At 65.3% G+C, this 25,179-nt stretch carries 15 protein-coding genes, 1 other RNA gene and 1 riboswitch; of the genes, 7 read left to right on the top strand and 9 right to left on the bottom strand.

All coding sequences use genetic code 11. The features are described from left to right. Positions 1-3 precede the first annotated feature (3 nt). Positions 4-2,022 carry a M2 family metallopeptidase gene (locus XdyCFBP7245_RS02185; protein WP_104614165.1) on the top strand — a complete coding sequence of 673 codons (2,019 nt, stop codon included), beginning with the start codon at positions 4-6 and terminating at the stop codon, positions 2,020-2,022. 132 nt (positions 2,023-2,154) lie between these two features. After that, entirely contained in the window at positions 2,155-4,089 is a 1,935-nt protein-coding gene (locus tag XdyCFBP7245_RS02190; RefSeq protein WP_104614166.1) for an XVIPCD domain-containing protein, read from the top strand. Positions 4,090-4,361: 272 nt separating this feature from the next. Here the strand turns inward: XdyCFBP7245_RS02190 and XdyCFBP7245_RS02195 are convergent, their stop codons facing one another. The 5 genes from XdyCFBP7245_RS02195 to raxST form a co-directional block, all read right to left on the bottom strand. Beyond that, positions 4,362-4,766 (bottom strand): hypothetical protein, encoded by a 405-nt coding sequence (locus tag XdyCFBP7245_RS02195; RefSeq protein ID WP_104614167.1) that lies wholly within the window; start codon positions 4,764-4,766, stop codon positions 4,362-4,364. Positions 4,767-4,782: 16 nt separating this feature from the next. Further along, positions 4,783-6,036, bottom strand: a complete 1,254-nt coding sequence (locus XdyCFBP7245_RS02200) for a multidrug effflux MFS transporter (protein WP_104614249.1) — start codon at positions 6,034-6,036, stop codon at positions 4,783-4,785. A gap of 279 nt (positions 6,037-6,315) precedes the next feature. Continuing rightward, entirely contained in the window at positions 6,316-8,478 is a 2,163-nt protein-coding gene (gene raxB, locus XdyCFBP7245_RS02205; RefSeq protein ID WP_104614168.1) for a peptidase domain-containing ABC transporter RaxB, read from the bottom strand. Then, on the bottom strand, positions 8,475-9,680 hold the full coding sequence (locus XdyCFBP7245_RS02210; protein WP_211287623.1) for an HlyD family secretion protein: 1,206 nt from the start codon (positions 9,678-9,680) through the stop codon (positions 8,475-8,477). The genes raxB and XdyCFBP7245_RS02210 overlap by 4 nt, the downstream gene beginning before the upstream one ends. Before the next feature lie 91 nt (positions 9,681-9,771). Continuing rightward, on the bottom strand, positions 9,772-10,575 hold the full coding sequence (gene raxST / locus XdyCFBP7245_RS02215; RefSeq protein ID WP_104614170.1) for a RiPP modification sulfotransferase RaxST: 804 nt from the start codon (positions 10,573-10,575) through the stop codon (positions 9,772-9,774). A gap of 442 nt (positions 10,576-11,017) precedes the next feature. Here raxST and raxX point away from each other — a divergent pair, with 442 nt between their 5' ends. The 5 genes from raxX (at position 11,018) to XdyCFBP7245_RS02240 (ending at position 19,955) form a co-directional block, all read left to right on the top strand. Then, positions 11,018-11,206 carry a RaxX family RiPP gene (raxX, locus tag XdyCFBP7245_RS02220; RefSeq protein WP_104614171.1) on the top strand — a complete coding sequence of 63 codons (189 nt, stop codon included), beginning with the start codon at positions 11,018-11,020 and terminating at the stop codon, positions 11,204-11,206. Between the two features lie 253 nt (positions 11,207-11,459). Beyond that, positions 11,460-11,574, top strand: a riboswitch (glycine riboswitch). Between the two features lie 98 nt (positions 11,575-11,672). Beyond that, positions 11,673-14,615 (top strand): aminomethyl-transferring glycine dehydrogenase, encoded by a 2,943-nt coding sequence (gene gcvP / locus XdyCFBP7245_RS02225; RefSeq protein WP_104614250.1) that lies wholly within the window; start codon positions 11,673-11,675, stop codon positions 14,613-14,615. Between the two features lie 379 nt (positions 14,616-14,994). Next, a complete protein-coding gene (locus tag XdyCFBP7245_RS02230; protein ID WP_104614172.1) occupies positions 14,995-16,671 on the top strand; it encodes a carboxylesterase/lipase family protein in 1,677 nt (558 codons plus the stop codon). A gap of 102 nt (positions 16,672-16,773) precedes the next feature. After that, entirely contained in the window at positions 16,774-17,628 is an 855-nt protein-coding gene (locus tag XdyCFBP7245_RS02235; RefSeq protein ID WP_104614173.1) for an aldo/keto reductase, read from the top strand. 221 nt (positions 17,629-17,849) lie between these two features. Beyond that, complete coding sequence (locus XdyCFBP7245_RS02240) at positions 17,850-19,955, top strand: catalase (protein WP_104614174.1); 2,106 nt, start codon at positions 17,850-17,852, stop codon at positions 19,953-19,955. A gap of 889 nt (positions 19,956-20,844) precedes the next feature. Here XdyCFBP7245_RS02240 and XdyCFBP7245_RS02250 read toward each other — a convergent pair. The 4 genes from XdyCFBP7245_RS02250 to XdyCFBP7245_RS02265 form a co-directional block, all read right to left on the bottom strand. Next, positions 20,845-21,570, bottom strand: coding sequence for an AraC family transcriptional regulator (locus XdyCFBP7245_RS02250; protein ID WP_104614176.1), 726 nt, complete (start codon positions 21,568-21,570; stop codon positions 20,845-20,847). 134 nt (positions 21,571-21,704) lie between these two features. Beyond that, positions 21,705-22,193: a hypothetical protein gene (locus XdyCFBP7245_RS02255; protein WP_104614177.1), complete on the bottom strand. Its 489-nt coding sequence runs from the start codon at positions 22,191-22,193 to the stop codon at positions 21,705-21,707. Positions 22,194-22,420: 227 nt separating this feature from the next. Continuing rightward, a non-coding RNA gene (locus XdyCFBP7245_RS02260) (sX9 sRNA) lies at positions 22,421-22,496 on the bottom strand. A 211-nt stretch (positions 22,497-22,707) separates the two neighbouring features. Then, a complete protein-coding gene (locus tag XdyCFBP7245_RS02265; protein WP_104614178.1) occupies positions 22,708-24,843 on the bottom strand; it encodes an alpha/beta hydrolase family protein in 2,136 nt (711 codons plus the stop codon). Positions 24,844-25,179: the final 336 nt, after the last annotated feature.

A 25,179-nucleotide genomic window follows, 5' to 3' on the forward strand; every position in this document is an offset into this window, starting at 1 on the left:
CCCGTGAATCCTCGTTTGCTGTGGCTGGCACTGGCTGTGGCCGCCGGCACGTTATCGCTGTCGGCCTGCCGCAAGGATGCCCCGACACCGGCCAAACCCGCCGCGACCAACACCGCGCCTGCCGAAAGCGCCGACCAGTTCGTCGCACGCATCAGCGCCGAGTACAAGGCCGCCTACCCGGAAGTCACTGCCGCGCAGTGGCTGTCGTCGACCTACATCAACGGCGACTCGCAGCTGCTGGCCGCCAAGGCCAACGAGCGTTCGCTGGCGCAGCTGGATCGCTGGATCGAACAATCCAAACACTACGTCGGCACGCCGATGTCGGCAGACAGCGCACGCGCACTGCAGCTGCTCAAACTGATGAGCGCCCTGCCCGCGCCGCGCGACCCGGCCAAACTGGCAGAACTCACCCGCATCGCCGCCAAGATGGAAGGCGACTACGGCGCCGGGAGTTACTGCGTGGGCGACGGCGAACAACGTCGCTGCCGCCAGCTCGGTGAGCTGGAACAGGTGCTGGCCAGCAGCCGCGACTACACCGAACAACTCGATGCCTGGCAGGGCTGGCATAGCACCGCCCAGCCGATGCGCAAGGACTACCAGCGCTTTGTCGAGCTGGCCAACGAAGGCGCGCGCGGCAATGGCTTTGCCGATGTCGGGGTGATGTGGCGCAGCGGCTACGACATGCCGCCGGCGCAACTGGCCAGCGAGACCGACCGGTTGTGGGAGCAAGTCAAACCGCTGTATGCGCAGCTGCAGTGCTATGCGCGCGGCAAGCTCGATACGCAGTACGGCAAGGACAAGGGCGAAGTGGCCGGCGGCCTGTTGCCGGCGCATTTGATGGGCAATATGTGGCAGCAGGACTGGAGCAATCTGTGGGATCTGCTACAGCCCTACCCCGGCGCCGGCGATCTGGACATCACCTCCGCGTTGGAAAAGCAGTACCAGGGCAATCTGAGCGCGATACTGGCGCGGAATACCGGTGGCGACGGCGGGACGGCGGCACGCTTCAATGCCGAGCGCGAGGCGCAACTGCGCACCGCCAAACAGATGACCGAGCGCGCGCAGGATTTCTACACCTCGCTGGGCATGCCTAAGCTTCCCGACACCTATTGGCAACGCTCGCAGTTCATCAAACCGCTGGACCGCGATGTGGTCTGTCATGCCAGCGCATGGGACATGAACATGGGCGGCGAGCCGACCCAGAACATCGGCGCCGATGTGCGCACCAAGATGTGCATCAAGCCCACCGAAGAAGACTTCACCACCATCTATCACGAGCTCGGCCACATCTATTACGACCTGGCCTACAACCCGCTGCCGCCGCTGTTTCAGAACGGCGCCAACGACGGCTTCCACGAAGCGATTGGCGACACCATCGTGCTGGCGATGACGCCGAAGTATCTGCAGTCGATCGGCATGGTCGGCGAACAGCAGGCCGGGCGCGAAGCGTTGATCAACTCGCAGATGCGCATGGCCTTGAGTAAGGTCGCCTTCCTGCCGTTCGGCTTGATGATCGACCGCTGGCGCTGGGGCGTGTTCGATGGCTCGATTCCGCCGGAGCGCTACAACCAGGCCTGGTGGGAACTCAAAGCCAAGTACCAGGGCGTGGCGCCGGTGACCGCGCGCGGCGAAGACTTCTTCGATGCCGGCGCCAAATATCACGTGCCGGGCAATACGCCGTACACGCGCTATTTTCTGGCGCATATCCTGCAGTTTCAGTTCTACAAGGGCCTGTGCGATGCGGCCGGGCATCAAGGCCCGTTGTATGAGTGCAGCTTCTACGGCAACAAGGATGCAGGGCAGAAATTCTGGTCGATGTTGCAACGTGGATCGAGCCAGCCCTGGCAGACCACGCTGAAGGAACTCACCGGCAGCGAGAAACTCGACGCCGGCCCGATGCTGGAGTACTTCGCACCGATGAGCGAATGGCTCAAGCAGCAGAATCAGGGCCAATTGTGCGGCTGGCAAGCAACTGCGCCTGCTGCCGCGAGTAACGCGCCTGCGCCTGCCGCATTGCACTGACGCGCCGCTGTGCCTGCAGCATGCGACGGCCATCACCCAGGCCGCCGCATAACACTCCTTTGATAAACGCCTGAAATGCCGGCGATATACTGCGCGCCCGCTGCACAGGCGCAGCATGCAGGAAGCATTCCAATGAGCAACGCCTCCACCGGCCCGGACGCGCGTGATGTGGACCGCAACAAGCAGGTCATCGACGACGCGAACGATCGCGCATTCAACCCGATCTACAGCAGCTCCAACAGCGAATACGCCGCGAAAGTTGGGAGCAGCACCGTCTCGGTCAACCCGGCAGAACAGTCGGCCAAGTATGCGCAAACCAGCCAGAAGAGCAGCGGCAGCCCGACGCAGCCGCTGGGCGAGATCAGCCTGCGTGGCGGCGGCTCGCTGAGCGCCGGCAGTCTCAGCGATGTCAACGCAAAGACCACCACCTTCAGCCTTGAAGCCGACGCGCAGACCGGCCAGCAACAACGTCTGCAGTCCACGCTTGGCGACAGCAAGCTAAGCATCGAGGCCGGCGCCAGTACCGGGCAGCGCATGCGCTACGCACTGACCCTGCCCGGTGTCGATCAACCGCTGGAAGCCGCCAGACAGGTCAATCCGCTGCAGCCGGAGAGCCTTCCGATCGGCGCACGTGCGGTAATGGACACCCAAACCTTTGTGCAGCGCGAATCTTCGGCGAGTCTGCGAGGGCTCGCCACGCAGAGCAAGATCACCGAAGCCAGCGGCCGTAGCTACATGATCGAACGCGTCGACGAGCGCCACGTGCGTGTGGTGACCGGGCCGAACGCGGCCATCGAGGCGGTGAATGCGCTTGGCGTCAAGGCCGGACCGGCGCAGGCCCTGCTCGGGCGCGCAGACTCCCTGGGCCAGTCGCAAGTGCACAGCGCGCAGTTCGATCTGGCCGATCCGCGTGCGCGCGCGGCCATGGGCGAGTTCGTACGCGAAGGCAAGCTTGCACCGGGCGTGCCCGGTGTCGATGAGATGCAGACGCTGGAGCGCATCAATTTCAGCTCGCAGCAGCGTCTGCAGCTGGAACTGGGCCCGCTCAGCGCCGATGTTGCCGGCAACCGCAACCAAGGCAGCCAGGTGCGCATCAGCACGCCGGGCCAGGACGGCTACACCGTGGTGCAACAGCTGCAGTACGGCGACAACGTGCCGCTGACGATCGTGCGCCAATACGACGGCAACGATGCCGAACGCGTGGAGCAGCGCAGCTACCGTTTCGAGATCGATGGCGATGTGGCCGCGCCGGGCTGGTTGCAACGCCTGGGCGGACGCAACGAGGCCAGCGAAGAAAAGGCGATCGCGCAGACGCTCAACAGCGCGTTGGACGGCAAGATGACGGGCACCGGCGCGATCGCGCCAGGGCAGAAGACCACGCTGGAATTGAGCGAAGTGCAGATGCAGGCGCTGCTGAAACAGACCCGAGCCAGCGCCGACGCCAGCAAGATCGGCGGCAGCGCGCTGACCTCGCTGCTCGGCGATCGCAACGGCACGTCGCAGTCGCCCGAGCATTTTGCGATCGCGATGGCCCGCAACGTGGGTGGATCGCCTTATGGGTTTGCCGAGCGGCTGCAGCGTATCGCCGACGGTGCCGATGGCGCGTACGACGGCCAGCTGCAGCGTGTCGATGCCACCGTCCTGCCACGGCCGACGGACGCCACCCCGGCGCTCCCGGACCCGCGCGATCCAGCGCACCCGGATCATGCCTTGCTGCAGCAATCCACCGCGGCAGTGGAGCGCCTGCAAGCCGCACCCGGCCCAGCCGCAGGAATGGACAGCGAACGCCTGGCCTTGGGGGCGGTGGTGGCCGCACGCGAGCATGGCTTGCAACGGGTCGATCACGTGGTGCTTGGCAACGATCCTGCGCGTGGCTTTGTGGTGCAGGGAGCACTCGACTCGCCCGCGCATCTGCGCGGCAGCTTCGACGCCAAGGCGGTGCAGGAGGAGCCCGTTGCCGCCAGCCTGCAGCGTCTGCAGGCGCTGGAACCCGGCACGGAGCGCGATGCTGCTGCGCAGTCGCAGGTGTCCCAGCAGGAAGCGCAGCGACAGGCGCAGACGCGCTGAGAACGCGCCGGGTGGTTGCACCTGAATCCCCAGATCGAACGCGTTCGATCACACGTGTGGCCAACCCCTGAGTTGGCCCCGTGTGCTGAATCGGGAACGATGCGCATGGGTAGCCGCCGATGATGCGCGACCCATCTACCGGGCAGCGCGGACGCACCAGACCGAAGGCTTACCTGCTGCACACCCTTGCGGCAGGCACGGCAGCTCGCTCGGTGTCCGCCCAAAACGCCGCGCACCTCCGCGCGCCAGCGAAGGCACGCTGCGCGGGTGACTCAGTTGAGCTTGGCGCCACTCTGCAAGCGCTCGCTCAACCGGGCCTTGAACTGCTCGAACTCCATGCCATCGGCCTGGGCCTCGGCATGCGCGGCATCTTTCAGCGCGTCCGAGTAGGTCAGGCGCACGGGGGTGCCCTGGCGTTCGTGCAGTTCGGCGGCGCGCATGATCAGCGTCAACACCTGCGCGGCGCTGGTGCTTTCGCCAGCGATGCGGCCGTCCATGCCCAGCACCCATTCGCCGTCGCGGCGGACGATGCCGGCCAGCAGTGTGCGTTGCTGGTCGCGCAGCTCGGCATGCGCCTCGATCGGCGATTCGGCCGTGGCCTTGGCGGCGGCCTGGTTGCGCTGGCGCTCGGTTGCACGCTTGCGGGCATCGCGGCGCAACTTGGAATCGGTGGACATGCGGGCTCCTGTGGGGTCAAAGATGGTCGGCCGGCTCCAGAGGCACTGCCTCGGTGGCCTGGCGGTGCCGCAGACGGCGGCCGCTGCGGCGCTCCCAGCGCCAGAATAGCCAGCCCAGCAGGAAAAAACCGGTCATACCGATCGCCAGGTGCCGCGGGTGTTCACTGAGCAGCGGCGACAGCACCCCGGCCACCACCGTGTTGGTCATCAGCTGGGTGAAGGCCTGCAGCGACGACGCCAGGCCGCGCTGCTGCGGGTACATGTCCAGCACCGCCAGTGCCAGGATCGGGAAGATCAACGCCATGCCGACACCGGCCAGAAAGATCGGCAGCACCGCCCATGGCAACGCGATCTGCGCCACCGACAAGGTGTAGCCGAGGTTGGCGAGCGCGGCCACGCCGCAGCAGATGAAGCCGATGCGGATCTGCCGCACCGGGTTCATCTTTCCGGCCATGCGCCCGGACAAAAACGAGCCCAGCGTCATGCCGCCGATGGTGGGAATGAACAACCAGGCAAAGTCGCCTTCGCCCAGATGCAGGTGCTGCATGACCAGCACCGGCGCCGAAGCGATGTACAAAAAAATGCCGGCGAAGTTGAACGCACCGGCCGCCGCCAGGCGCTGAAAACGCGGGTTGAAGCCGATCCGCACATAGTCGTGCAGCAGGCGCTTGAGCTGCAGCGGCGTGCGCGCTTCCACCGGGTGGGTTTCCGGCAGCCAAGTCATCGTCGCGATCAGCAGCACCAGCCCGAACACCACCAGAAACCAGAAGATCAGCGGCCAGCCGGCACCGCTGAGCAGGATCCAGCCGCCGATGATCGGCGCGATGGCCGGCGCGATGCCGAAGATCATCGAGACCTGGCTCATCAGCCGTTGCGCGTCCGGGCCGTGGAACAGGTCGCGGATCACTGCCCGCCCGACGATCATGCCAACGCCCGCCGACAGGCCCTGCAGCGCGCGGAAGGCCAGCAGCGTGGGCAAATCCTGCGACAGCGCGCAGCCGATCGAGCCGGCGATGAACAACACCAGCCCGCCCAGAATCACCCGCTTGCGGCCCCAGGCATCGGAGAGCGGCCCATGCGCGATGCTCATCACGCCGTAAGCCAGCAGGTAGACGCTGATGGTCTGCTGGATCGCCACCTGGTCCACCGCCAGGCTGCGGCTGAGCCGCGAGAACGCCGGGAAGATGGTGTCGATGGAGAACGGGCCGAACATCGCCAGCCCGGCGAGCAGCAGCGCCATGCGACGGGTGGAAACACCAGCAGAGGTCATGCGCAACGGTATCCGGAGGACTCACCAGCACGCCGACGACGGCATCAGTCGCCAACGACCGCAACGGCGCGCACGGGTGCAAAAAGAGCCGCCACTTTACGTCAATTGCCGCGTCGTGAGACCGGCGAGTGGGTCGAACGGCGTACGAGCACGCACGCGCGGTCGAGGCCGCCACGCTTGACCTGCCGCCAGTCCGGCCGGTCGATCAAGCGCACGCAGGGGGCGGCGGAGGCGCACGCCATCGCCACGCGATGCCATCGCAGGACCATGGGCAGGCCGCTATCGCGGCACCTCGGCTGCGGCCAGATCCTGCAGGCGCTGCCACTCGGCGATGGGCTGATCGCTCACCACCTGTCCGCGCTCCAGGGTGATGACGCGCGCGGCCATGCTCACGGTTTCGCGCCGATGCGCCACGATGATCCGGGTGACCTGCATCGACTGGATCGCGCTGTTGACGCGGCGTTCGTTCATGACGTCCAGATGGCTAGTTGCCTCGTCCAGGACCAGGATCCGCGGCGACTTGTACAGGGCGCGCGCAAGCAGGACGCGCTGCCGCTGCCCACCCGACAGGCCCGTGCTGGCGTCGCTCAACTGCGAGGCGTAACCGAGCGGCATCTGCTCCACCTCCTGGTGCACGCCTGCGATGCGTGCGCAGCGTTCCACGTTGGCCTGGTCCGGCTGCGTGTCGAAGAAGCTGATGTTCTCGGCCACCGAACCGGTAAACAACAGGTCGTCCTGCATCACCGTGCCAACGATGGCCCGATAGTGCGCCAACGCTGCGGGGCTAAGCGGACGCCCGCCAATCTTCACCTGACCGGCGCTGGGTTGCAGCAACCCGAGGATCAGCTTGACCAAGGTCGTCTTGCCGCACCCGGACGGACCGGTGATGGCCACGCACTCACCGCTGGCGATCCGCAGGCTAATGTCTTCGAGCACCGCAGGAATATCGTCGGCGTAGCGGAAGCCGATCCCGCACAGTTCGATGCCGGTGTCGCTCCATGGCGGCATGTCCACGTGCTGTTCGGCCGCCTCGCGCGGATGGTGGACAATGTCGGCCACGCGTTCGAGATGAACGCGCAGCAGGCGGAACTCCACAAGCCGGTCGATCAGCTCGGACAAGCGCGTGGCGAACTGCTCGCGATAGGCCATGAAGGCAAGCAGCATCCCGAGCGAGAGCTCGGCGCGCAGAATCGCGAACGCGGCCAGCCAGATCACCAACACCCGCTCGACGCCGAACAGCAACAGCCTCAGCGCCGATTGGAAGACCTCGCCATGCGCCAGGCGCAGCTGTGCATTGGTCTGCTCGGCAAGCAGGTGGGTCCAATCCATGCGCCGCACATGCTGACGACCGAACAGCCGCACCCCCTGAATGCCACGTACGCTCTCCAGCAGATGGGTGTGCTGCCGCGCGTCCCACAACAGCTGCTCGGCGGCTGCCGCACGCATCCGGCCAAGCCAGAGCAAGCGCGTCGCCGCATACAGCGCCACCGCCGCCATGGTGATTGCGCTGAGCGAAATGCTGTAGACCAGCATCAGGCCGAAGGTACCGAGCACCAGCACCCCATCGACCAGCGTCTGCGCAAAACCGGTGGTCAAGGTGCGCTGTACTTGCGCGATGGAGGCAAAGCGCGACTGGATTCCGCCCAGATGACGCTTCTCGAAATACGCCAGCGGGAGCGCCAGCAGGTGCGCAAACACCTGCCCCATCCATTGAAAGCCCAGTTGCGCCGAGAAGCTGGCGATCAACCACCCCCGCAGCAAGTTGATGCACGACTGCAGGACGACCAACGTCAGGAACCCTGCACCCAGGACATGGATCAACCCACGGTCGGCCGACGGCACCGCCTGATCGATAATCCACTGCAGCTGGAACGGCATCCCCAGACTGAGCACCTCCAGCGCCAATGCCAGCGCCAGCACCTGCCAAGCCGACCGCGCCAGCCCGTGGACGCGACCGATCAACGAGGACAGCGCCACTGGCGGCGCTGCAGGCTGCGCACGGAAGTCGGCGGTCGGGCTCAATTCCAGCGCCACCCCGGAAAAATGCCGGGCAAATTCGCCAGGCGTCAACGCGCACGGCCCGCTGGCCGGATCGTGGATCTGCAGACGGCGCGCGCCCACCCGTGTGAGCACGACAAAATGGTTCAGGTCCCAATGCACGATGCAGGGCAGTTGCAGGTCCGCCAACGCGTCCATGTCCAGCCGCAGGGCGCGCGCCTGTAGCCCAAGCGCCTGCGCAATCGTCACCAGCGTGGCCAGGTTGGTGCCCTGGCGCGAGAGCAGGAATCGGCGGCGCAACTCGGCCAGACCGATGTGGCAACCATGGTAGTGGGCGACCATGGCCATGGTCGCCAACCCGCATTCACCGACCTGACCCTGCAGGATCATCGGCACCGCGCGCGCGCCCAAGACTCTGCGCAACTGCGCCACCCAGCGGCTCATCGCAGCGTGTTTCGCAGGCTGAACAACGGCTCGAACGCCCACTGCGAAAAACGCCGCCATTCCAACGCGAGCGTGCCCTGCACACGCATGCCTGGCCGCAGCACCGCCGCAAGTCCTGCCCGCGTCGCCGCATCCCCGGCCAGGCGGACCCGCACGCGGTACAACGGCTCGCTTGCCGACGCCGTGCCGCCACTGGCGGGCTCCGGTGCCGCGGCGATCTCGACCACCTGCCCGGCGAATTGACCATAGTGCTCGTAGGGCAAGCCATCGAACCGCAGTTGCACCTGCATCCCTGGCCCGATCAACCCTGCGGCCCGGGACGGCGCATACAACTCGATTTCCTTGCTGATGGACATCGGCAGCAGATCGGCGAGCCGTTGGCCTTGGCCGACCGCCTGCCCGCGCTGCAGCGGCCGCAACGCGACACGACCGGCGCGCGGTGCGCGCACCTCCCAGCGCGATTCTGCCGCCTGTTCGATCGCCGCACGCCGGTCCTCCTGCAGCACGGCTCCCGCAACCGCCAGTTGTTGACGCAAGGCCACCGGCATCTGCACCAATTGGGCCTGCGCCTGCGCAAGCGCATCGGCCAGGGCGCTGCGTTCGCGCTCCAGTTCCAGTGTCCGCACGCGTTGGTCGAACACGTCGGCCTGCTTCTCGTCCACGAATTGCTGGCTGACCAGACCGCGTGTCAGCGCGGTGTGGTAGCGCTGCTCGATCTGTTGGCTCAACTGCTGCCGGTGGCGCAGCAAGCCGAGTTGGGCATCGAGCAGGCGTTGGCGGGCCCGCAGACTGACCAAGGCCTGCTCGGCCGTCTGCTGCTGCAGGCGGGCCTGGGCCCTGAGCTGCGCCATCGCCTCGGCGGCCTGCTGCGTCGGCCGCCCTTGATCATCGCGATGCTCGGACGACACCACGAAGAGCAACTGGTGCGCCGCGACCACCTGTCCCTGCGCAACGGCGACCTGCACCACGACTCCCGAGCGCGCGGTGGTGATCGCGATCATGCCCTCGGCCGGGATGACCGCGCCATACAAGGTCTGGCTGCGTGCAAATCCCAGGCTGAAGAATCCCACCACCACGAGCAGCACCGACGCCACCAGCACTGCAACGCACCAACGCAGCGGCCCATGCTGGCGAAGCACCACCGGCCCGAGCCCACTGCGTTGCCGGTGGTCCATCGCCTCGCGCCGAAACAGCGACGTCATCCGGCCGCAACCAACCGCAGCCGGGCACGCGGCGCGCGGGCAGTGCGGTGCCTCTGCCACGCCCGCACGTGCTCGCAAGGCGCGCTGTCGCTCATACCAGCAGCGCTCCGTGCGATGGCCCGCTCTCCCAGAAGACCAGTTGCTGCAGCTGATGGAACAGCGCTGGCGGCAACACGCTGCGGCGTGGCACGTAGCTCACCCCACAACGTACCCGATGCAGCCCCGGACTCTGCAGCGCGGTATCGAAATGCGCCGACTCGGCCTGGACCCCGGCATAGTCGTGGGCGAAAAAGGGCAGCTGCAGGAACGCATAGATCTGTTCCATCGCCTGCGCCGGCCGCTGCGCCAGAGTCTCGTAGCGCACCAGCAGCAGGCGATCGGCATGGTCGCCGTAGAACGCCTGGCGCAGTCCATCGAGCGCATAGCCCACCACGCCGCGCGACCCGGCCAGCAGGTCCGCGCGCATCGACACCGAGTCCTCCGGGTCGTAACCGAACAGCGCCGACAGGCGCAGCGGCTGGGCCTGCGCCAGCCGTTCGAAACTGTCCACGATCCAACCGACGTCACGCACGCAACACAGGATGCGGCTGTGCGGGAACAGCGTCGCCAGCCCCGCCACGCGACTGCACCAGGCGCGGTTGGTGTCCAACACCGTGCGCACGCCCTGGCGATCCTGGTAGTAGGCGTCGAACACAGCGCGCATCAGGCGGACGCGCTGCGCATCGTCGATCTGGATATTGGAGGGATGTTCCTCGCTCATGCCCATCAGCATGGCCGCATAAAGCCGCGCCACCGGCGAGGTGACATCGGCGTGCACGTGCGGGTTCTGCCGCAGCAACGCCGCCAGCAACGACGAGCCCGCACGCGGCAACCCGGAGATGAAATGGTAATCCACGTCGCAGCGTTGTCCTGATCAGTCGGTTGCTTCGGGCTCGCGGCGGGAAGCCGGCGCGACGCGGGTAGTCAGCGTTGCATAGCGCAGGGCAAGCCCAGCGGACGCGTTGCGCAAACGCGCTGCGCTTTGCGAATGCCGCCGATCGGGTAGTGCGTTGGGCGACTTGCGCTGCGATCGCCATCACGCTCTTGGCAACCGCAGCACACCTGCTGGATGCGACCTTCGGTCGCGAGCACATGCCATCGTGCGCCAAGCCTGCAGGCACCTGGCAACCGTGGATGCTGGGGTGAAGGCTCACGACATCGTCGGCGCGCGCCGCGATGCCCAGCGACCACTCTCGTCTCACCGGCCACCGAAGACGTGGCCGATGCGGTCACGCGGCCGTCCCTTCGGGCGGCGTGACGCTGCACACGAAGGGCACAACCAGAGAGGACGTCGATTAATGAACCTATCGAACCAAGCAAAAGCCAACGGCGCAGTCTCGCTGCGGCAGACAGCCGCATCCAAGGGCAGGATCGAGCCGCTGGACAAGAGTCTGTGGAAACATGTGGGCGGTGGCGACTACCCGCCGGCCGGCCCAAATACGCGTCACGACCCGAAAAAACCGCCACATCCCCCGCTCAAGGGCTGATCGCAGCTCACGGCCAGCAGCAAGCAGGCGCTGCCGCCTCCGGAACGCCCCGTTGACAAGCCGCGGCCGATAACTCGAACCGGACACCTGGGCGAGGCGACTCGCCCAGTCATCATGGCGACGTGGCGCCAGCAAGGCGCTTCGCCAACCGGTGGGGGGCTGGCTATACTATCCAGGCAACACGGTGGGAGAAGCGGCACTGCCGCTGCCGAAGGCGCAACAGCCCGTAATCGCTCAGGCCCGATACCATCCGCAGTACAACTCTGGAGAGACCGGCCGATGCCGGCGCCGAAGGGGCACGGAACGCAGGCAGGCCAATGGCCAGGCCGCGTTTTTAAACTCTCAGGCAAAAGGACAGAGGGGCGCGAGGAAGACCGTCGCTGCGACGGGCCGTGGTGCGCGTGCGCGCCGGGCCGGTCGGGGGGCGTGTCGACCATTCGTCTGCCCCCTGCCCCGGATGCCCGCCATGTCCCAGACCTCGTCTTCCCTGCGCGACCTCGAACACCACAGCGCGTTCGTCGAACGCCACATCGGCCCCAACGACGCAGAAATCGCGCAGATGCTGGACGTGGTCGGCCACGCCTCGCTGGATGCGCTGACCGACGCCATCGTGCCGGGCAACATCAAGTCGCCGGCTGCGCTGGCGCTGCCCGAGTCGATCACCGAAGAAGAAGCGCTGGCCAAGATTCGCGCCATCGCCAGCAAGAATCAGGTGCAGCGCACCTTTATCGGCCAGGGCTATTACGGCACCCACACGCCCAAGGTCATTCTGCGCAACATCCTGGAAAACCCGGCCTGGTACACCGCGTACACGCCGTACCAGGCAGAGATTTCGCAGGGCCGCATGGAAGCGTTGATCAACTTCCAGACCCTGTGCGCGGATCTGACCGGCATGCAGATCGCCAACGCCTCGTTGCTGGACGAAGCCACCGCTGCGGCCGAAGCGATGACGCTGGCCAAGCGTTCGGCCAAATCCAAATCCGACATCTTCTTCGTGCACGACGCGGTGCATCCGCAGACGCTGGAACTGTTGCGCACGCGCGCCGAGCCGCTGGGCATCGTGTTGCGCGTCGGCACCCTGGACGAAGCATTGCAGGCCGAGTGTTTCGGCGTGCTGCTGCAGTACCCGGACAGCTTCGGCCGGCTTCACTTCGACACCATCGGCGGCCACGCCGCGCTGGCCGATGCGGTGCATGCGCAGGGCGGCCTGGTGGCGGTGGCCACCGATCTGTTGGCGCTGACCCTGATCGCCGCGCCCGGCGAATGGGGTGCGGACATCGTGGTCGGCAACTCGCAGCGTTTTGGCGTGCCGTTCGGATTTGGCGGTCCGCATGCGGCATTCATGGCTTGCCGCGATGCGTACAAGCGCTCGATGCCGGGCCGCTTGATCGGCGTATCGATCGATGCCGCCGGCAACCCCGCGTATCGCTTGACCCTGCAGACCCGCGAGCAACATATCCGCCGCGAAAAGGCCACTTCCAACATCTGCACCGCGCAGGTACTGCTGGCAGTGATGGCCTCGATGTACGCGGTCTACCACGGCCCCGATGGCCTGACCCGCATTGCCCGTCGCACCCATCGTCTGGCCGCGATCCTGGCTGCCGCGCTGCGTAGCGCTGGCGTGAGCGTCGGCGAGCATTTCTTCGACACGCTGCACGTCAAGACGATCGATGCCGATGCCATCCATGCACGTGCGCGCGCGGCCGGCATCAACCTGCGTGCGATCGACAGCGAAGCGGTGGGCATCAGCCTGGACGAAACCAGCACGCGCGCCGATGTGGTGGCGCTGGCGCAGTTGTTCGGTGCCCAGGCGGATATCGATGCGCTGGATGCCGTCACTGCCGATGCGTTGCCGCAAGGCCTGCTGCGCACCAGCGCGTTCATGACACACCCGGTATTCAACACCCATCACAGCGAACACGAACTGCTGCGCTACATGCGCTCGCTGGCCGACAAGGATCTGGCGATGGATCGCACCATGATCCCGCTGGGCAGCTGCACCATGAAGCTCAACGCCACCGCCGAAATGATCCCGGTGACCTGGCCGGAATTCGGCGCGATCCATCCGCTGGCGCCGGCAGAACAATCGGCCGGCTATGCGCAGCTGATCGAGGAACTCGAAGCGATGCTGGTCGAGTGCACCGGCTACGACGCGGTGAGCCTGCAGCCCAATTCCGGCGCGCAGGGCGAATACGCCGGCCTGCTGGCGATCCGCGCCTATCACCGTTCGCGTGGCGAGGCGCATCGCGACATCTGCCTGATTCCCGAATCGGCGCATGGCACCAACCCGGCCTCTGCACAGATGTGCGGCATGACGGTGGTGGTCACCAAGTGCGATGCCAACGGCAACGTCGATGTCGAAGACATCCGCGCCAAGGCGGAGAAGTATTCCGATCGTCTGGCCGCGCTGATGATCACCTACCCGTCCACGCACGGCGTGTTCGAAGAAGACGTGGTGGCGATCTGCGAAGCGGTGCATGCGCATGGCGGCCAGGTCTACACCGACGGCGCCAACATGAATGCCCTGGTCGGCGTGGCCAAGCCCGGCAAGTGGGGCTCGGATGTGTCGCACCTCAATCTGCACAAGACCTTCTGCATCCCGCACGGCGGCGGCGGCCCGGGCGTGGGCCCGTGTGCGGTCAAATCGCATCTGGCGCCGTTTTTGCCCAAGACGCTTCCTATTGCCAGCGTCCGTGCCGGCGAGAATCAAACAGCTGCCATCCATGGCAGCGGATCCAAGTTCGGCGAAGGCGATGTGGGCATGGTCAGCGCGGCCAGCTATGGCTCGGCCTCCATCCTGCCGATCAGCTGGATGTACGTGACCATGATGGGCGGTGGCGGGTTGCGCAAGGCCACGCAGGTGGCATTGCTCAACGCCAACTACATCGCCAAGCGGCTGGCACCGCATTACAAGACGCTGTACACCGGCCGTAATGGCCTGGTGGCGCACGAGTGCATCCTGGATGTGCGGCCGCTGGAAAAGACCAGCGGCATCGGCGCCGAAGACATCGCCAAGCGTTTGATCGACTTCGGCTTCCACGCGCCGACGTTGAGCTTCCCGGTCGCCGGCACCTTGATGGTGGAGCCGACCGAAAGCGAATCGCAGCACGAGCTGGACCGTTTCATCGACGCGATGATCCAGATCCGCGAAGAGATCAGCGCCATCGAAGACGGCCGCCTGGACCGCGACGACAACCCGCTCAAGCACGCCCCGCACACCGCCACGCAGGTGTCGGCCAGCGAGTGGACCCATGCCTACCCGCGTGAGCTGGCCGCCTTCCCGCTGCCCAGCCTCAAGCAGCAGAAGTACTGGCCGCCGGTGGCACGCGTGGACAACGTCTATGGCGACAAGAACGTGATGTGCGCCTGCATACCGGTGGATGCGTACAAGGAAGATGCCGAGGTCTGAGCAACGTTGCAGACGCGGTCACCATCAAACCCGGCCGGTAAGACGGCCGGGTTTTTTTATTGCGTCCTGCGATGCGAGCCAGATGCACGAGAGGGGTGACATTGATGACGACCGAGTACCGGTTGCAGCACTGCCAGTGATCGCGCCGTATCGACATACCGGCAGCGACACCGACGCTACCGGAGCCGCTGCTGGAGCTACTAGCATTCATTGAACCTGCACTTGCAGAGCGTGTGGGTAAGCAATATCTCGCTTCGAAGCCATCGCCGATCGCAGCGACCGACGCATGCCGCGCACTTATTTCGCGCGTGTATTTGCCTCGCCTACACGTGTAATAGGCATGATGGCGAACGCCTCCCAACATGGCAGCCCCTTGCGCATGCTTGAACTGAAACATCTTGGCACCTTGCTGTTGGCAGCCACCCTGCTACTCGGCTGCGCGCCACGTCGTCCCGGTGAGGTTCCAGCCCTGGTGCATGCGCCCGATGCGCGCGGTGAGGTGGTACGCACCGATACCGGTGCGGTGCGCGGTGTGGCCAGCGCACACGGCAAGGCGTTTTTGGGCGTGCCGTTCGCCGCGCAGCCGGTGGGCGCGTTGCGCTTCCGTGCACCGCAACCGGCAGCGGCCTGGAAGGATGTTCGCGATGCAACACGGGCCGGGCCCGCCTGCCTGCCGCACTATCGCTTCGGGCAAAAGCAGGTCTCCGAAGACTGCCTCACGCTGAATATCTACGCACCGCCCGGCCCTGCGCCCGCGCACCCGCGCGCGGTCATGGTGTGGATCTACGGTGGAGCATTGGAGCTGGGCAGCAATGCCGACTACGACCTGAGTGCATTGGCGGCGCGGCAGAATGTGATCGTGGTGGCACCCAACTATCGGCTGGGCGTCTTCGGATTCTTCGCGCATCCGAGTCTGCGTGGCCAAGGCGAAGGCGCGTATGCACTGCTGGATCAACAGGCCGCATTGCGCTGGGTGCAACGCAATATCGCCGCCTTCGGGGGCGATGCGCACAACGTCACCGTGTTCGGTGAATCCGCCGGCGCGTGGAGCATCTGTTACCAGCTCGCATCGCCAGGCGCGCGCGGCCTGTTTCAGCGCGCGATTCTGCAGAGCGGTAGCTGCCTTGCATCCGATTCGAGCGTGACGCGCGCCGAGGCCGAGCGCGGCGGTACGCGCATGGCACAGACGCTTGGCTGCGAGGGGGCAAGCGATGTGGCCGCGTGCCTGCGCACACTGCCTGCAGAGGCGTTGGCCGATGCAACACCGCAGCGCCGCGGCTTGACCGGCAACGATGCCTGGGCGCCGATGGCCGGCGGCGATGTGCTGCCGGTAATGCCTGCCGAAGCGATTGCCAACGTGCAGCATGCGCAGGTCCCGGTCCTGATCGGCAGCAACCGCGATGAAGGACGCCTGTTCGCCCAACTGCTGTCCTACATCGGCAAGCTCACGCTGCGCAGCGGTTATGAAGCGCGCATCCAGCGCATGTATGCGGCACCGGCACCGATCATGGCGCACTACGCAGATGTCGCGGCGCAGTCACGCTGGGAAGCGTTTGCCGACATCGTCACCGACGGCGGCCTCGCCTGCCCCACGCGCCGGCTTGGGCAGGCGTTGCGCACGCATGCTGCGGTGTATGCCTATGAGTTCGACGACCCGCAGGCGCCGTACGGCCTGTGGCGCTTGCCGTTCTCGCGCCCCTTGGGCGCATATCACGCCTCAGAATTGGTATATCTGTTTCAGCGCCCCTGGGTGCTCAGTGGCGACCCGCAGTTCAGTGCCGCGCAACAGGCGTTTTCCAACACCTTGCAGGACTATTGGGGCGCGTTCGCCCGCACTGGCGATCCCAATGGCGGTGGGCGACCACCGTGGCCGCGCTTCGATGGCGACACACCATTGACGGTGTCGCCACACAGGATCGGTGCCACACCCGACTTCGTACAGCGGCACCGCTGCGCGTTCTGGGATGCACATGCGCATGCGCAGGCCGCTGCAGCTCCGCTGCCTGCGCGTTCGCAACAGCATCAGCCGGGCCTCACACGCGATGGTCAACGATGAGCGTGTCCTAGATGCAGCGAAGCGAGCCGATGACGCAGAGGCGACGTGCCACACGTACCGGCTTCGCTCAGTGACACGCAATCAACGTTACGGGAGTGCTCCATGTCCACATCCACGTCATCCCCCTGCCCCGAGGTGCTGCTGCGCACCGGGCGTCGCGTCGCAGCGCTTGGCCTGGGCTCCTGGAACCTGGGCCAGGGCCGGCATCCATCGCCGCAGGAGATCGAGGCGTTGCAGACCGGTCAGCAGCTGGGCATGCGGCTGATCGACACCGCCGAGATGTACGGCAACGGCCGTTCCGAACAGTTGATTGGCCAGGCCATCGACAGCGCACAGCCACCGTACCTGGTGTCCAAGGTGTTGCCGAGCAATGCGAGCGCGCGCGGCATTGCGCGTGCCTGCGAAGCCAGCCTGCAGCGGCTTGGCGTGCGCACCCTGGATCTGTATCTGCTGCATTGGCGCGGCGGTAGCGATCTTGCCGAAGTGGTCGCTGCGTTCGAAGCTTTGCGCGACGCCGGCAAGATCCGCGACTGGGGCGTGTCGAATTTCGATGTGGACGACATGCAGGACCTGTGGCGCATCGATGGCGGGCAGCGCTGCCTGATCAATCAGGTGCTGTATCACGCCGGCAGCCGCGGTATCGAATTCGATCTGCTGCCGTGGTGCGCCGCCCATGAAGTGACGGTGATGGCGTACTCGCCACTGGGCAGCCGCGCATTGCTCGATCACCCGGTATTGCATGCCATCGGTGCACGGCATGGCGTGGCAGCCACGGCAGTCGCATTGGCTTGGGCGATCCGCAGCGGCCGGGTGATCGCCATCCCCGAATCGGGTACGCCCGCACACGTGCGTGAAAACGCTGCGGCGTGCACGTTGCAGCTGGATGCGCAGGACCTTGCCGCACTGGATCGCGCGTTCCCGCCGCCAACGCGCAGACAGCCGCTGGATCTGCTGTAGTTCCGACACCACACGCAAGCACATGCATATTGCGTATGCGGCGGTGTTCGCATCATGCGTGTGGTTGAGTTGGCATTGCACAGCGCGCGGTAGCGCACGCTTTGCGTTGCGCGACCCAAGCGTGTGAGTGTTCGTTCGCATGTAGACACACCCATTTAACGGCGCCACTCCCAGGCTCGGTTGGATCGCTAGCACCCCAGCCCGCCAACGTGGAGTCCCCCATGGACAAGTCCCCAAGTAAAGCCGCACAGGTTCCTTCTGTCGGCAGTTCCGCCAGCGCGCAGGAACTGCGCGGCACTGGTGACGAACTGCATCAGAAAGCCGGCGGCTCGCATCCGCAACTGACCACCAACCAGGGCATCCCGGTTGGCGATAACCAGAACTCGCTACGCGCCACGCCGCGCGGGCCGACGTTGCTGGAAGACTTCATCCTGCGCGAGAAGATCACCCACTTCGATCACGAGCGCATCCCCGAGCGCATCGTGCATGCACGCGGCAGCGCCGCGCATGGCTACTTCGAGTTGACCAAATCCCTGAGTCGGTACACCACCGCCAAGCTCTTCACCGAAGTGGGCGAAAAGACGCCATTGTTTACGCGTTTTTCGACCGTTGCAGGTGGCGCCGGCTCGGTGGACACGCCGCGCGATGTGCGTGGGTTTGCGGTCAAGTTCTACACCAAGGAAGGCAACTGGGATCTGGTGGGCAACAACATCCCGGTGTTCTTCATCCAGGACGCGATGAAGTTCCCGGACCTGATCCATGCGGTGAAGATGGAGCCGGACCGCGGCTTTCCGCAGGCTGCCAGTGCGCATGACACGTTCTGGGATTTCATCTCGCTCACCCCCGAATCGATGCACATGATCATGTGGGCGATGAGCGACCGCACCATCCCACGCTCGCTGCGCATGATCGAAGGCTTCGGCATTCACAGCTTCCGCTTCCTCAACGCGGCCGGCGACAGCACCTTCGTCAAATTTCATTGGCGCCCGAAGCTGGGCCTGCAATCGACCATCTGGGACGAGGCAGTGAAGCTGGCAGGTGCAGACCCGGATTTCCAGCGCCGCGATCTGTTCGAGTCGATTCAAAACGGCGACTTCCCCGAGTGGGAGCTTGGCGTGCAGCTGTTTACCGAAGCGGAGGCCGAGGCGTTTCCGTTCGACCATCTGGATTCGACAAAGGTCATTCCGGAAGAGCTGGTGCCGCTGCAGATCGTCGGCCGCATGGTGCTGGACCGCTGGCCGGACAACTTCTTTGCCGAAACCGAACAGGTGGCGTACTGCCCGGCCAACATCGTTCCGGGCATCGATTTCAGCAACGACCCGTTGCTGCAGGGCCGGCTGTTCTCGTATCTGGATACGCAGCTGAGCCGTCTGGGCGGGCCGAATTTCCATCAGATTCCGATCAACGCACCCAAATGCCCGTTCGCCAACAATCAGCGCGACGGGCATATGCAGATGGGTGTGCCGAAGGGCCGCGTCGCCTACGAACCCAGCTCGCTGCAGGCCGACGCGCCGCGCGAAGCGCCGCGTGGATTCCCCAGCCATGCAACGCCTGCCGAAGATGGCGCAAAGAGCCGCGTGCGCGCAGAGAGTTTTGCCGATCATTACAGCCAGGCACGCTTGTTCTACCGCAGCCAGAGCGCACCGGAACAGGCGCATCTGGCCTCGGCGCTGGTGTTTGAACTGTCCAAGGTCGACACCGCGCACGTGCGCGAGGCCATCGTGGGTCATCTGCGTCATGTCGACCCGGCACTGGCGCAGCGCGTGGCCGACGGCATGGGCATGACCAAGCTGCCGCCTGCACCTCCGGCAGCGGTTGCGCCAACCGACATGCCGTTGTCGCCCGCGCTGCAATTGATCGGCAAGATGAAGGACACCTTGCAGGGCCGCACGGTGGGCATTCTGATCCATGACGGTTCGGATGCCGCAGCGATCAAGGCCGTGCGCAAGGCCGCCGAAGCAGCCGGCGCCACAGTAAAAATCGTCGCGCCCAAACGCGGCGGCGCCAAGCTCAGCGATGGCAAGCAGTTGGCCGCCGACGGCCAGTTGGCGGGCACGCCGTCGATCGTGTTCGATGCCGTGGCCGTGCTGCTGTCGTCGGAAGCGGCGAAGTTGCTGACCAACGAATCGGCGGCATTGGACTTCGTCAGCAATGCCTGGGCGCATCTGAAGGCGATTGCCTTCGACGACGGCGCGCAACTGCTTCTCAAGGCCGGCAATGTCGGCAAGGATCCAGGCATTGTCCCCGCGGCCGACACCAAGGCCTTCATCGCAGCAGCAAAAACCCGCCAGTGGGCACGCGAGCCGAAGGTGCGCCTGTTGGCGTAAGCGCATCCGCACAGCCTGCGCAGGCTTGGGCGCGAGCGACGTTTACGTCGTTTCGCGCCCACGTCGCTTCTGCACGCAGCAATTCTTCCCCAGCAGTAAACTAACGTCTCCGACAGGACAGCCAGCTTTTCATTCAGCCACCCACCAACGTGCTGGCGCAGTGCCCTCATCGCTTGCAGGTCTTGCCGCCAGGGAGCCTGCAGGAACGGATGCATGGCATGTCCCGCAAGCGATGAGAGCACCGTGCGCTCGACTCACTGAGAGCGTTGGCTTAGGTCTCTGATCGCGCCCAAGCGCTGCATGGTTTGAAGTCTCGATTGCGTCGGGCGTGTTGCCCTGGGTCCTAGACACTGCGGATAGATCAGGCACAACGCGGCCGATCTGCGGCTCGGCTGCAAGGTCCTTGCCCGCCCACCACCGCGGGACACGCCGTGAATCCATCCCTGGAGGCTCTTATGCGGCATCCATGCCGCATAGTCCCGCAACGGTGAGCGGGCAAGGACCCGTCGAGATGGTCGGTGTGCATGGTCAGGAGAAGATCATGACGCGCGCTGTTCGGATAATGGAACCGCCGATAAACGTCTCCCCTCGCAAGCCGACCAACAGGCGGGCTTTCAACAAAGCCACCTGCAAACTTCCTGGTGCGGTGCCCTCGCCGCTTGCGGGACCCTTGGCGGCATGGATGCCGCCAAGGAGCCTCCACGGACGGATTCACGGCGTGTCCCGCAAGCGGTAAGGGCACCGCGCGCTCGACTTACAGGGCTGTTACCCGTCTCCACTCAACGACGCCGGAATTCGAGCTCGATGGACTCACGCAGTACCCCGCAAGCGGCAAGACAAGCGCGTGCTCGACCAACTCCGCTGTTGAGCAGTCGTTTTGTCAGATGCGCTAAGACGGTTCGGCAGGAAACGGCGTCGTGCTCGCCAGCGCGCGGTACTCGCGCGGCGTCATACCCACCGCTTGCTTGAACTGTCGCGCAAACGCGCTCTGATCGCTGAAGCCGCAGGCATGGCCGATTTCGGTCAAGCTCTTTTTTCCGTGCAGCAAATGCATGGCCATCTGCAAACGCAACTTGGCCAGCACCTGCTGCGGGGTGAGCTGGAACACCTTGCGGAACGAGCGTTGCAGCTTGGACATTGAAAACCCGGTGATCTCCACCAATGCCTGCATGCGCACGTTCTGCGCGTAATTGGCGTTGAGATACGCCAGCGCAAGCCGGAGTTTTTCGTACTGCGATTCGTGCCCGTCCTGCGGGCCGAGATCGCGCGAGATGCCGATGATGCCTTGCACCTTGCCGTCGACCAGCAGCGGACGTTTGCAGGTAAGGCACCAGCCCGGCTCGCGGTTGGCGAACAGGTGCAGTTCCAGCAGGTTGTCGATCACCTCACCGGCCAGCACCTGCTCGTCCTGATTGGCGTAGTTGGTGCCGAGACCGCTCGGGTAGACCTCGGCGACACGCTTGCCGATCAGTTCCTTGCGCGACTTCAGGCCCAGGCGCCGCAACATGGTCTGGTTGACGTGGGTGTAGCGACCCTCGCGGTCCTTGACGAAAAACAGCACGTCCGGCACGGCATCGAACAACGCTTCCAGATCGGCAGGATCGATGCTCTTCATGCGAGAGAATTCATGCAGTGCGATGGACTCGGGGCCAGGAGAGGCGCAGCGGTGTAGCGACGCACCAGCGTCTGCACACACCACCGGTGCGCAACGTCATGATACGCCGCGCCTGTCGCTTGGCTTGCAGGCGCTCAGCGCGGCTGTTCGGCCAAGGTGCCTGTGACTGCAGCAGCCGAGGCGTCTTTCGGGGCATCGATGGACGCGCTGGTGGCGCCCATGCGATCGGCCGGCGTGCGCCGCGCCGCCCAGGTATGCACCACTGCCGCACCCGATTGCGACCCCACCTGCACGCGCAGACGCGCGCCGGCCGTGGACGCGACAAATTCGATTTCGCAATCGCCCGCGGCCATGCAGCTGTCCGCTGCCAGCGGGTCGACCGGCTGCCAGCCCTGCTCGGCGATCGCCCGCGAAAACGCACGGTAGCTCATGCCAGGCTTGAGGCTCGCCGGCAACGGCACCAGCAGCTCGCTGTTGGCGGCCTCTGTCGCGTTGGCAGCGACGGGCGCAGCTGCCACCGGCGCGCGTGCAGGCACAGTCGCCGCAGGCCGCGGTGCGGCACTCCAGGCAGGGCTGAAAATCAGGGCAAGCCCCAGGACGGCAGGGCGGACGAATGTGCGCATGCGAAAGATCCTTGCGATCCTGGCAGGGATTGGAAAAGTTAAAGAAGCGCTATTTTGACACGCCGACAGGACGCCAGGGCGATGGTGCCGGCGCCCGATCAGCCGCCATTTCATCGCCGGTTATCCAACGGCAGATCACAAGCACGCTGGACTGAGGGCTTATCGGCCGCACACCGGTTTGCTTGAGCGAGCGCTGCAGCAACCGCCATTTCCAGCTGTCTAAAAGCGGCTAATACAACGGAGCGCGCAGCCTTCAGGTAGGTGTGGACGGCGCGCAGGAACCGGAGCGGACGAGCGGGACATGCCGCACCGAGCACCTAGCACCGGCCGCGTCCGCCTGGTGGTGAGCACGGTCGCTTTATTGGCTGATCTAACTCGACACGACGCATTTCCGGACGATACGCAGTTGCCCAATCGTCGATCGCCAGCAGCATCCGCCTACTGCAGGTCGATGCTCGCGACACAAAAAAACCGGCACGCCGCGGCAAGGCGGCATGCCGGTTTTTTTAAAGCATTACTGGCCGATATGCTGCTTCAACCAGCCGTTGACCGTGTCGTGCCACAGGATGCTGTTGTCCGGCTTGCGTACCCAATGGTTCTCGTCCGGGAAGTACAGGAACTTGGAATCGATGCCCTTGCGCTGCAGCGCGGTGAACGCAGCCAGGCCTTGTTCGACCGGGATGCGGAAGTCCTGCTGGCCATGGATCACCAGCATCGGCACCTTCCACTTGTCCACGTGCAGCACCGGGTTGAACTTCTCGTAGCCGGCCGGGTTCTGCCAGGGGGTGCCGCCGTTTTCCCACTCGGAAAACCACAACTCTTCGGTGGCGTAGCCCATGGTGCGGTTGTCGAATACGCCGTCGTGATCGACCAGGCACTTCCACGGGTGGTTCCCGTCTTTATCGAGCCACGTCCCGGCCATCCAATAGACCATGTAGCCGCCATAGCTGGCACCTAGCGCACAGGCCTTGTCGCCGTTGAGAAAGCCGTACTGCTTCTGCGCGGCAGCCCAGCCTTTTTGCAAGTCTTCCAGCGGGCGGTCGCCCCAGTGCTGGCTGATCGCATCGGTAAAGTCCTGGCCGTAACCGGTGGAGCCGTGGAAGTCGATCATCACCACCGCATAGCCCTGGCCGGCGTAGGTCTGCGGGTTCCAGCGGTTGCTCCAGCCATTGCCGAAGCTGCCCTGCGGGCCGCCGTGGATCAGGAACGCCACCGGGTAGGTCTTGCCCTCCTGGTAGTTGTACGGCTTGACCACATAGCCGTACACGGTGTCGTTGTTCCAGCCCTTGAACTGGAACTGCTCGTAGTCGCCGAACTGCACGTCGGGCAGTTGCTCGCCAGCGGTCTGGGTGATGGCACGCAGGTTCTGGCCCTGCACATCGCTGACGAAGATCTGGTCGCCGCTCTTGAGCGAGTTGCGGGTAAACGCCAGCGTGTTGCCAGCCAGCGTCGGTGCATGCACGCTGCCCTCGCCCACCAGCTTGGTCGCGTCGCCGCTGGCGATGTCGATCTTGAACAGCGGGTGTTCGCCCAGGTCGTCGGCACTGGTATAGATGCTGCTGCCGTTATCGCCCAGCACGATTTCGCCGGCCGAGCGATCCCACTTCGGCGCGATCTCGCGCGTCTTGCCGCTGGCCACGTCCATCGCCATCAGGCCGAAGCGGTCGGCCTCGAAGCCGGGGCGTTTCATCGCGCGGTAGTACAGCGTCTTGCCATCGGCACTGAATACCGGGCCGGCATCCCAGGCCGGGTTGGCGGCGGTCAGATTGACCGGCGCGGATTTGCCGGCCGCATCCAGGCGATACAGGTCGAAGTTGGTCTGCCACGGCTCGTCGTTGCCGGTCGGCTTGGTGGCGGCCTTGGCGTTCTTACCGGCCTCTGGGCCATGCGGTTGCGGGATGCGCACGCTGGCGACCACGCTGGCACCGTCTGGCGACCAGGTGTAATCGTCGTTGCCGCCGAACGGCTTGGATGGCGCATCGCCGGCCAGCGTGGCACTGATCGCCGAGGCGCCGACCACCGGTTTGGCGCCGGTTGCGGGCAGCTCGGAGACGAACAAGGTGTTGCGACGGCCATCGTTCCAGGTGTCCCAATGGCGCACGAACAGCTGGTCGTACACCACGCCGCTGGCCTTGGCATTCTTCACGCTGGCGAGCTTTTTCTTGGTGCAGTCCAGGTCCGACCCGCAGTCCTGAAACACGCCCGCACTGAAGGCGATGCGCTTGCCGTCTGGGGAAAGCTTGTAGCTGTCCACGTCCACCGCAAACGCGGTGAGTTGCTGCGGGGTGCCGCCAGCCAGCGGCTGTGCGTACAGCTGCTGGCTGCCGGATTTGCTGCTGAGGAAGTACACCGTCTTGCCATCGGGCGACAGCGCCGGGCTGTTGACGTTCCAGCCTTCCGGGGTGAGCCGCTTGGGCGGCGACAAATCGCGGGTACGCAGGTTGCGCATCCACAGGCCGGTGGCCGGCTTGCCATTGGCGGTCTTGGCCTGGCGCTTGGCGAACACCACCACGCCGCCATCGGGGCTGAGCGTGGGCGAGGACACCCGATCCAGCGCGACCATGTCGCGCACATCGAAACCGCGCGCGGCGGCAAGGGTTGGCAAGGCGGCCAACAGACACAGGGGCAGCACGGCGTGACACAGCTTCATCGAGAATTCCCGCAACGGCAAAACGTCGATGGTAGGCGTTGCTGCGGCGCACGCGCAAAGGCTTGCGCTTGCGCCTGCCTGCGCAACCGCGCGGGCGTCGCCTCGTGGATGGAATGGCGCGCATCAGCGCGGCGATCAGAAGGACCTAAGGCGCGTGCTGTCGAACGCGGATAGCCGGCGCGCTCGGCGGCATGGGTGACGCGGGCAGGAAGCCCGATCAAGCCGCCCAAGCCCGCTTGACACGTGCGCGCTGCGTTGGACAGCTGATTGCAGCAGTCTGCGCACGGGCCGCGGCTACGCCGAGCAAGGCCTCCATGCGGCAACTGCAGCTCAGCG

The organism is Xanthomonas dyei, from assembly GCF_002939865.1.
In the GTDB taxonomy this organism is placed as follows: Bacteria; Pseudomonadota; Gammaproteobacteria; order Xanthomonadales; family Xanthomonadaceae; genus Xanthomonas; species Xanthomonas dyei.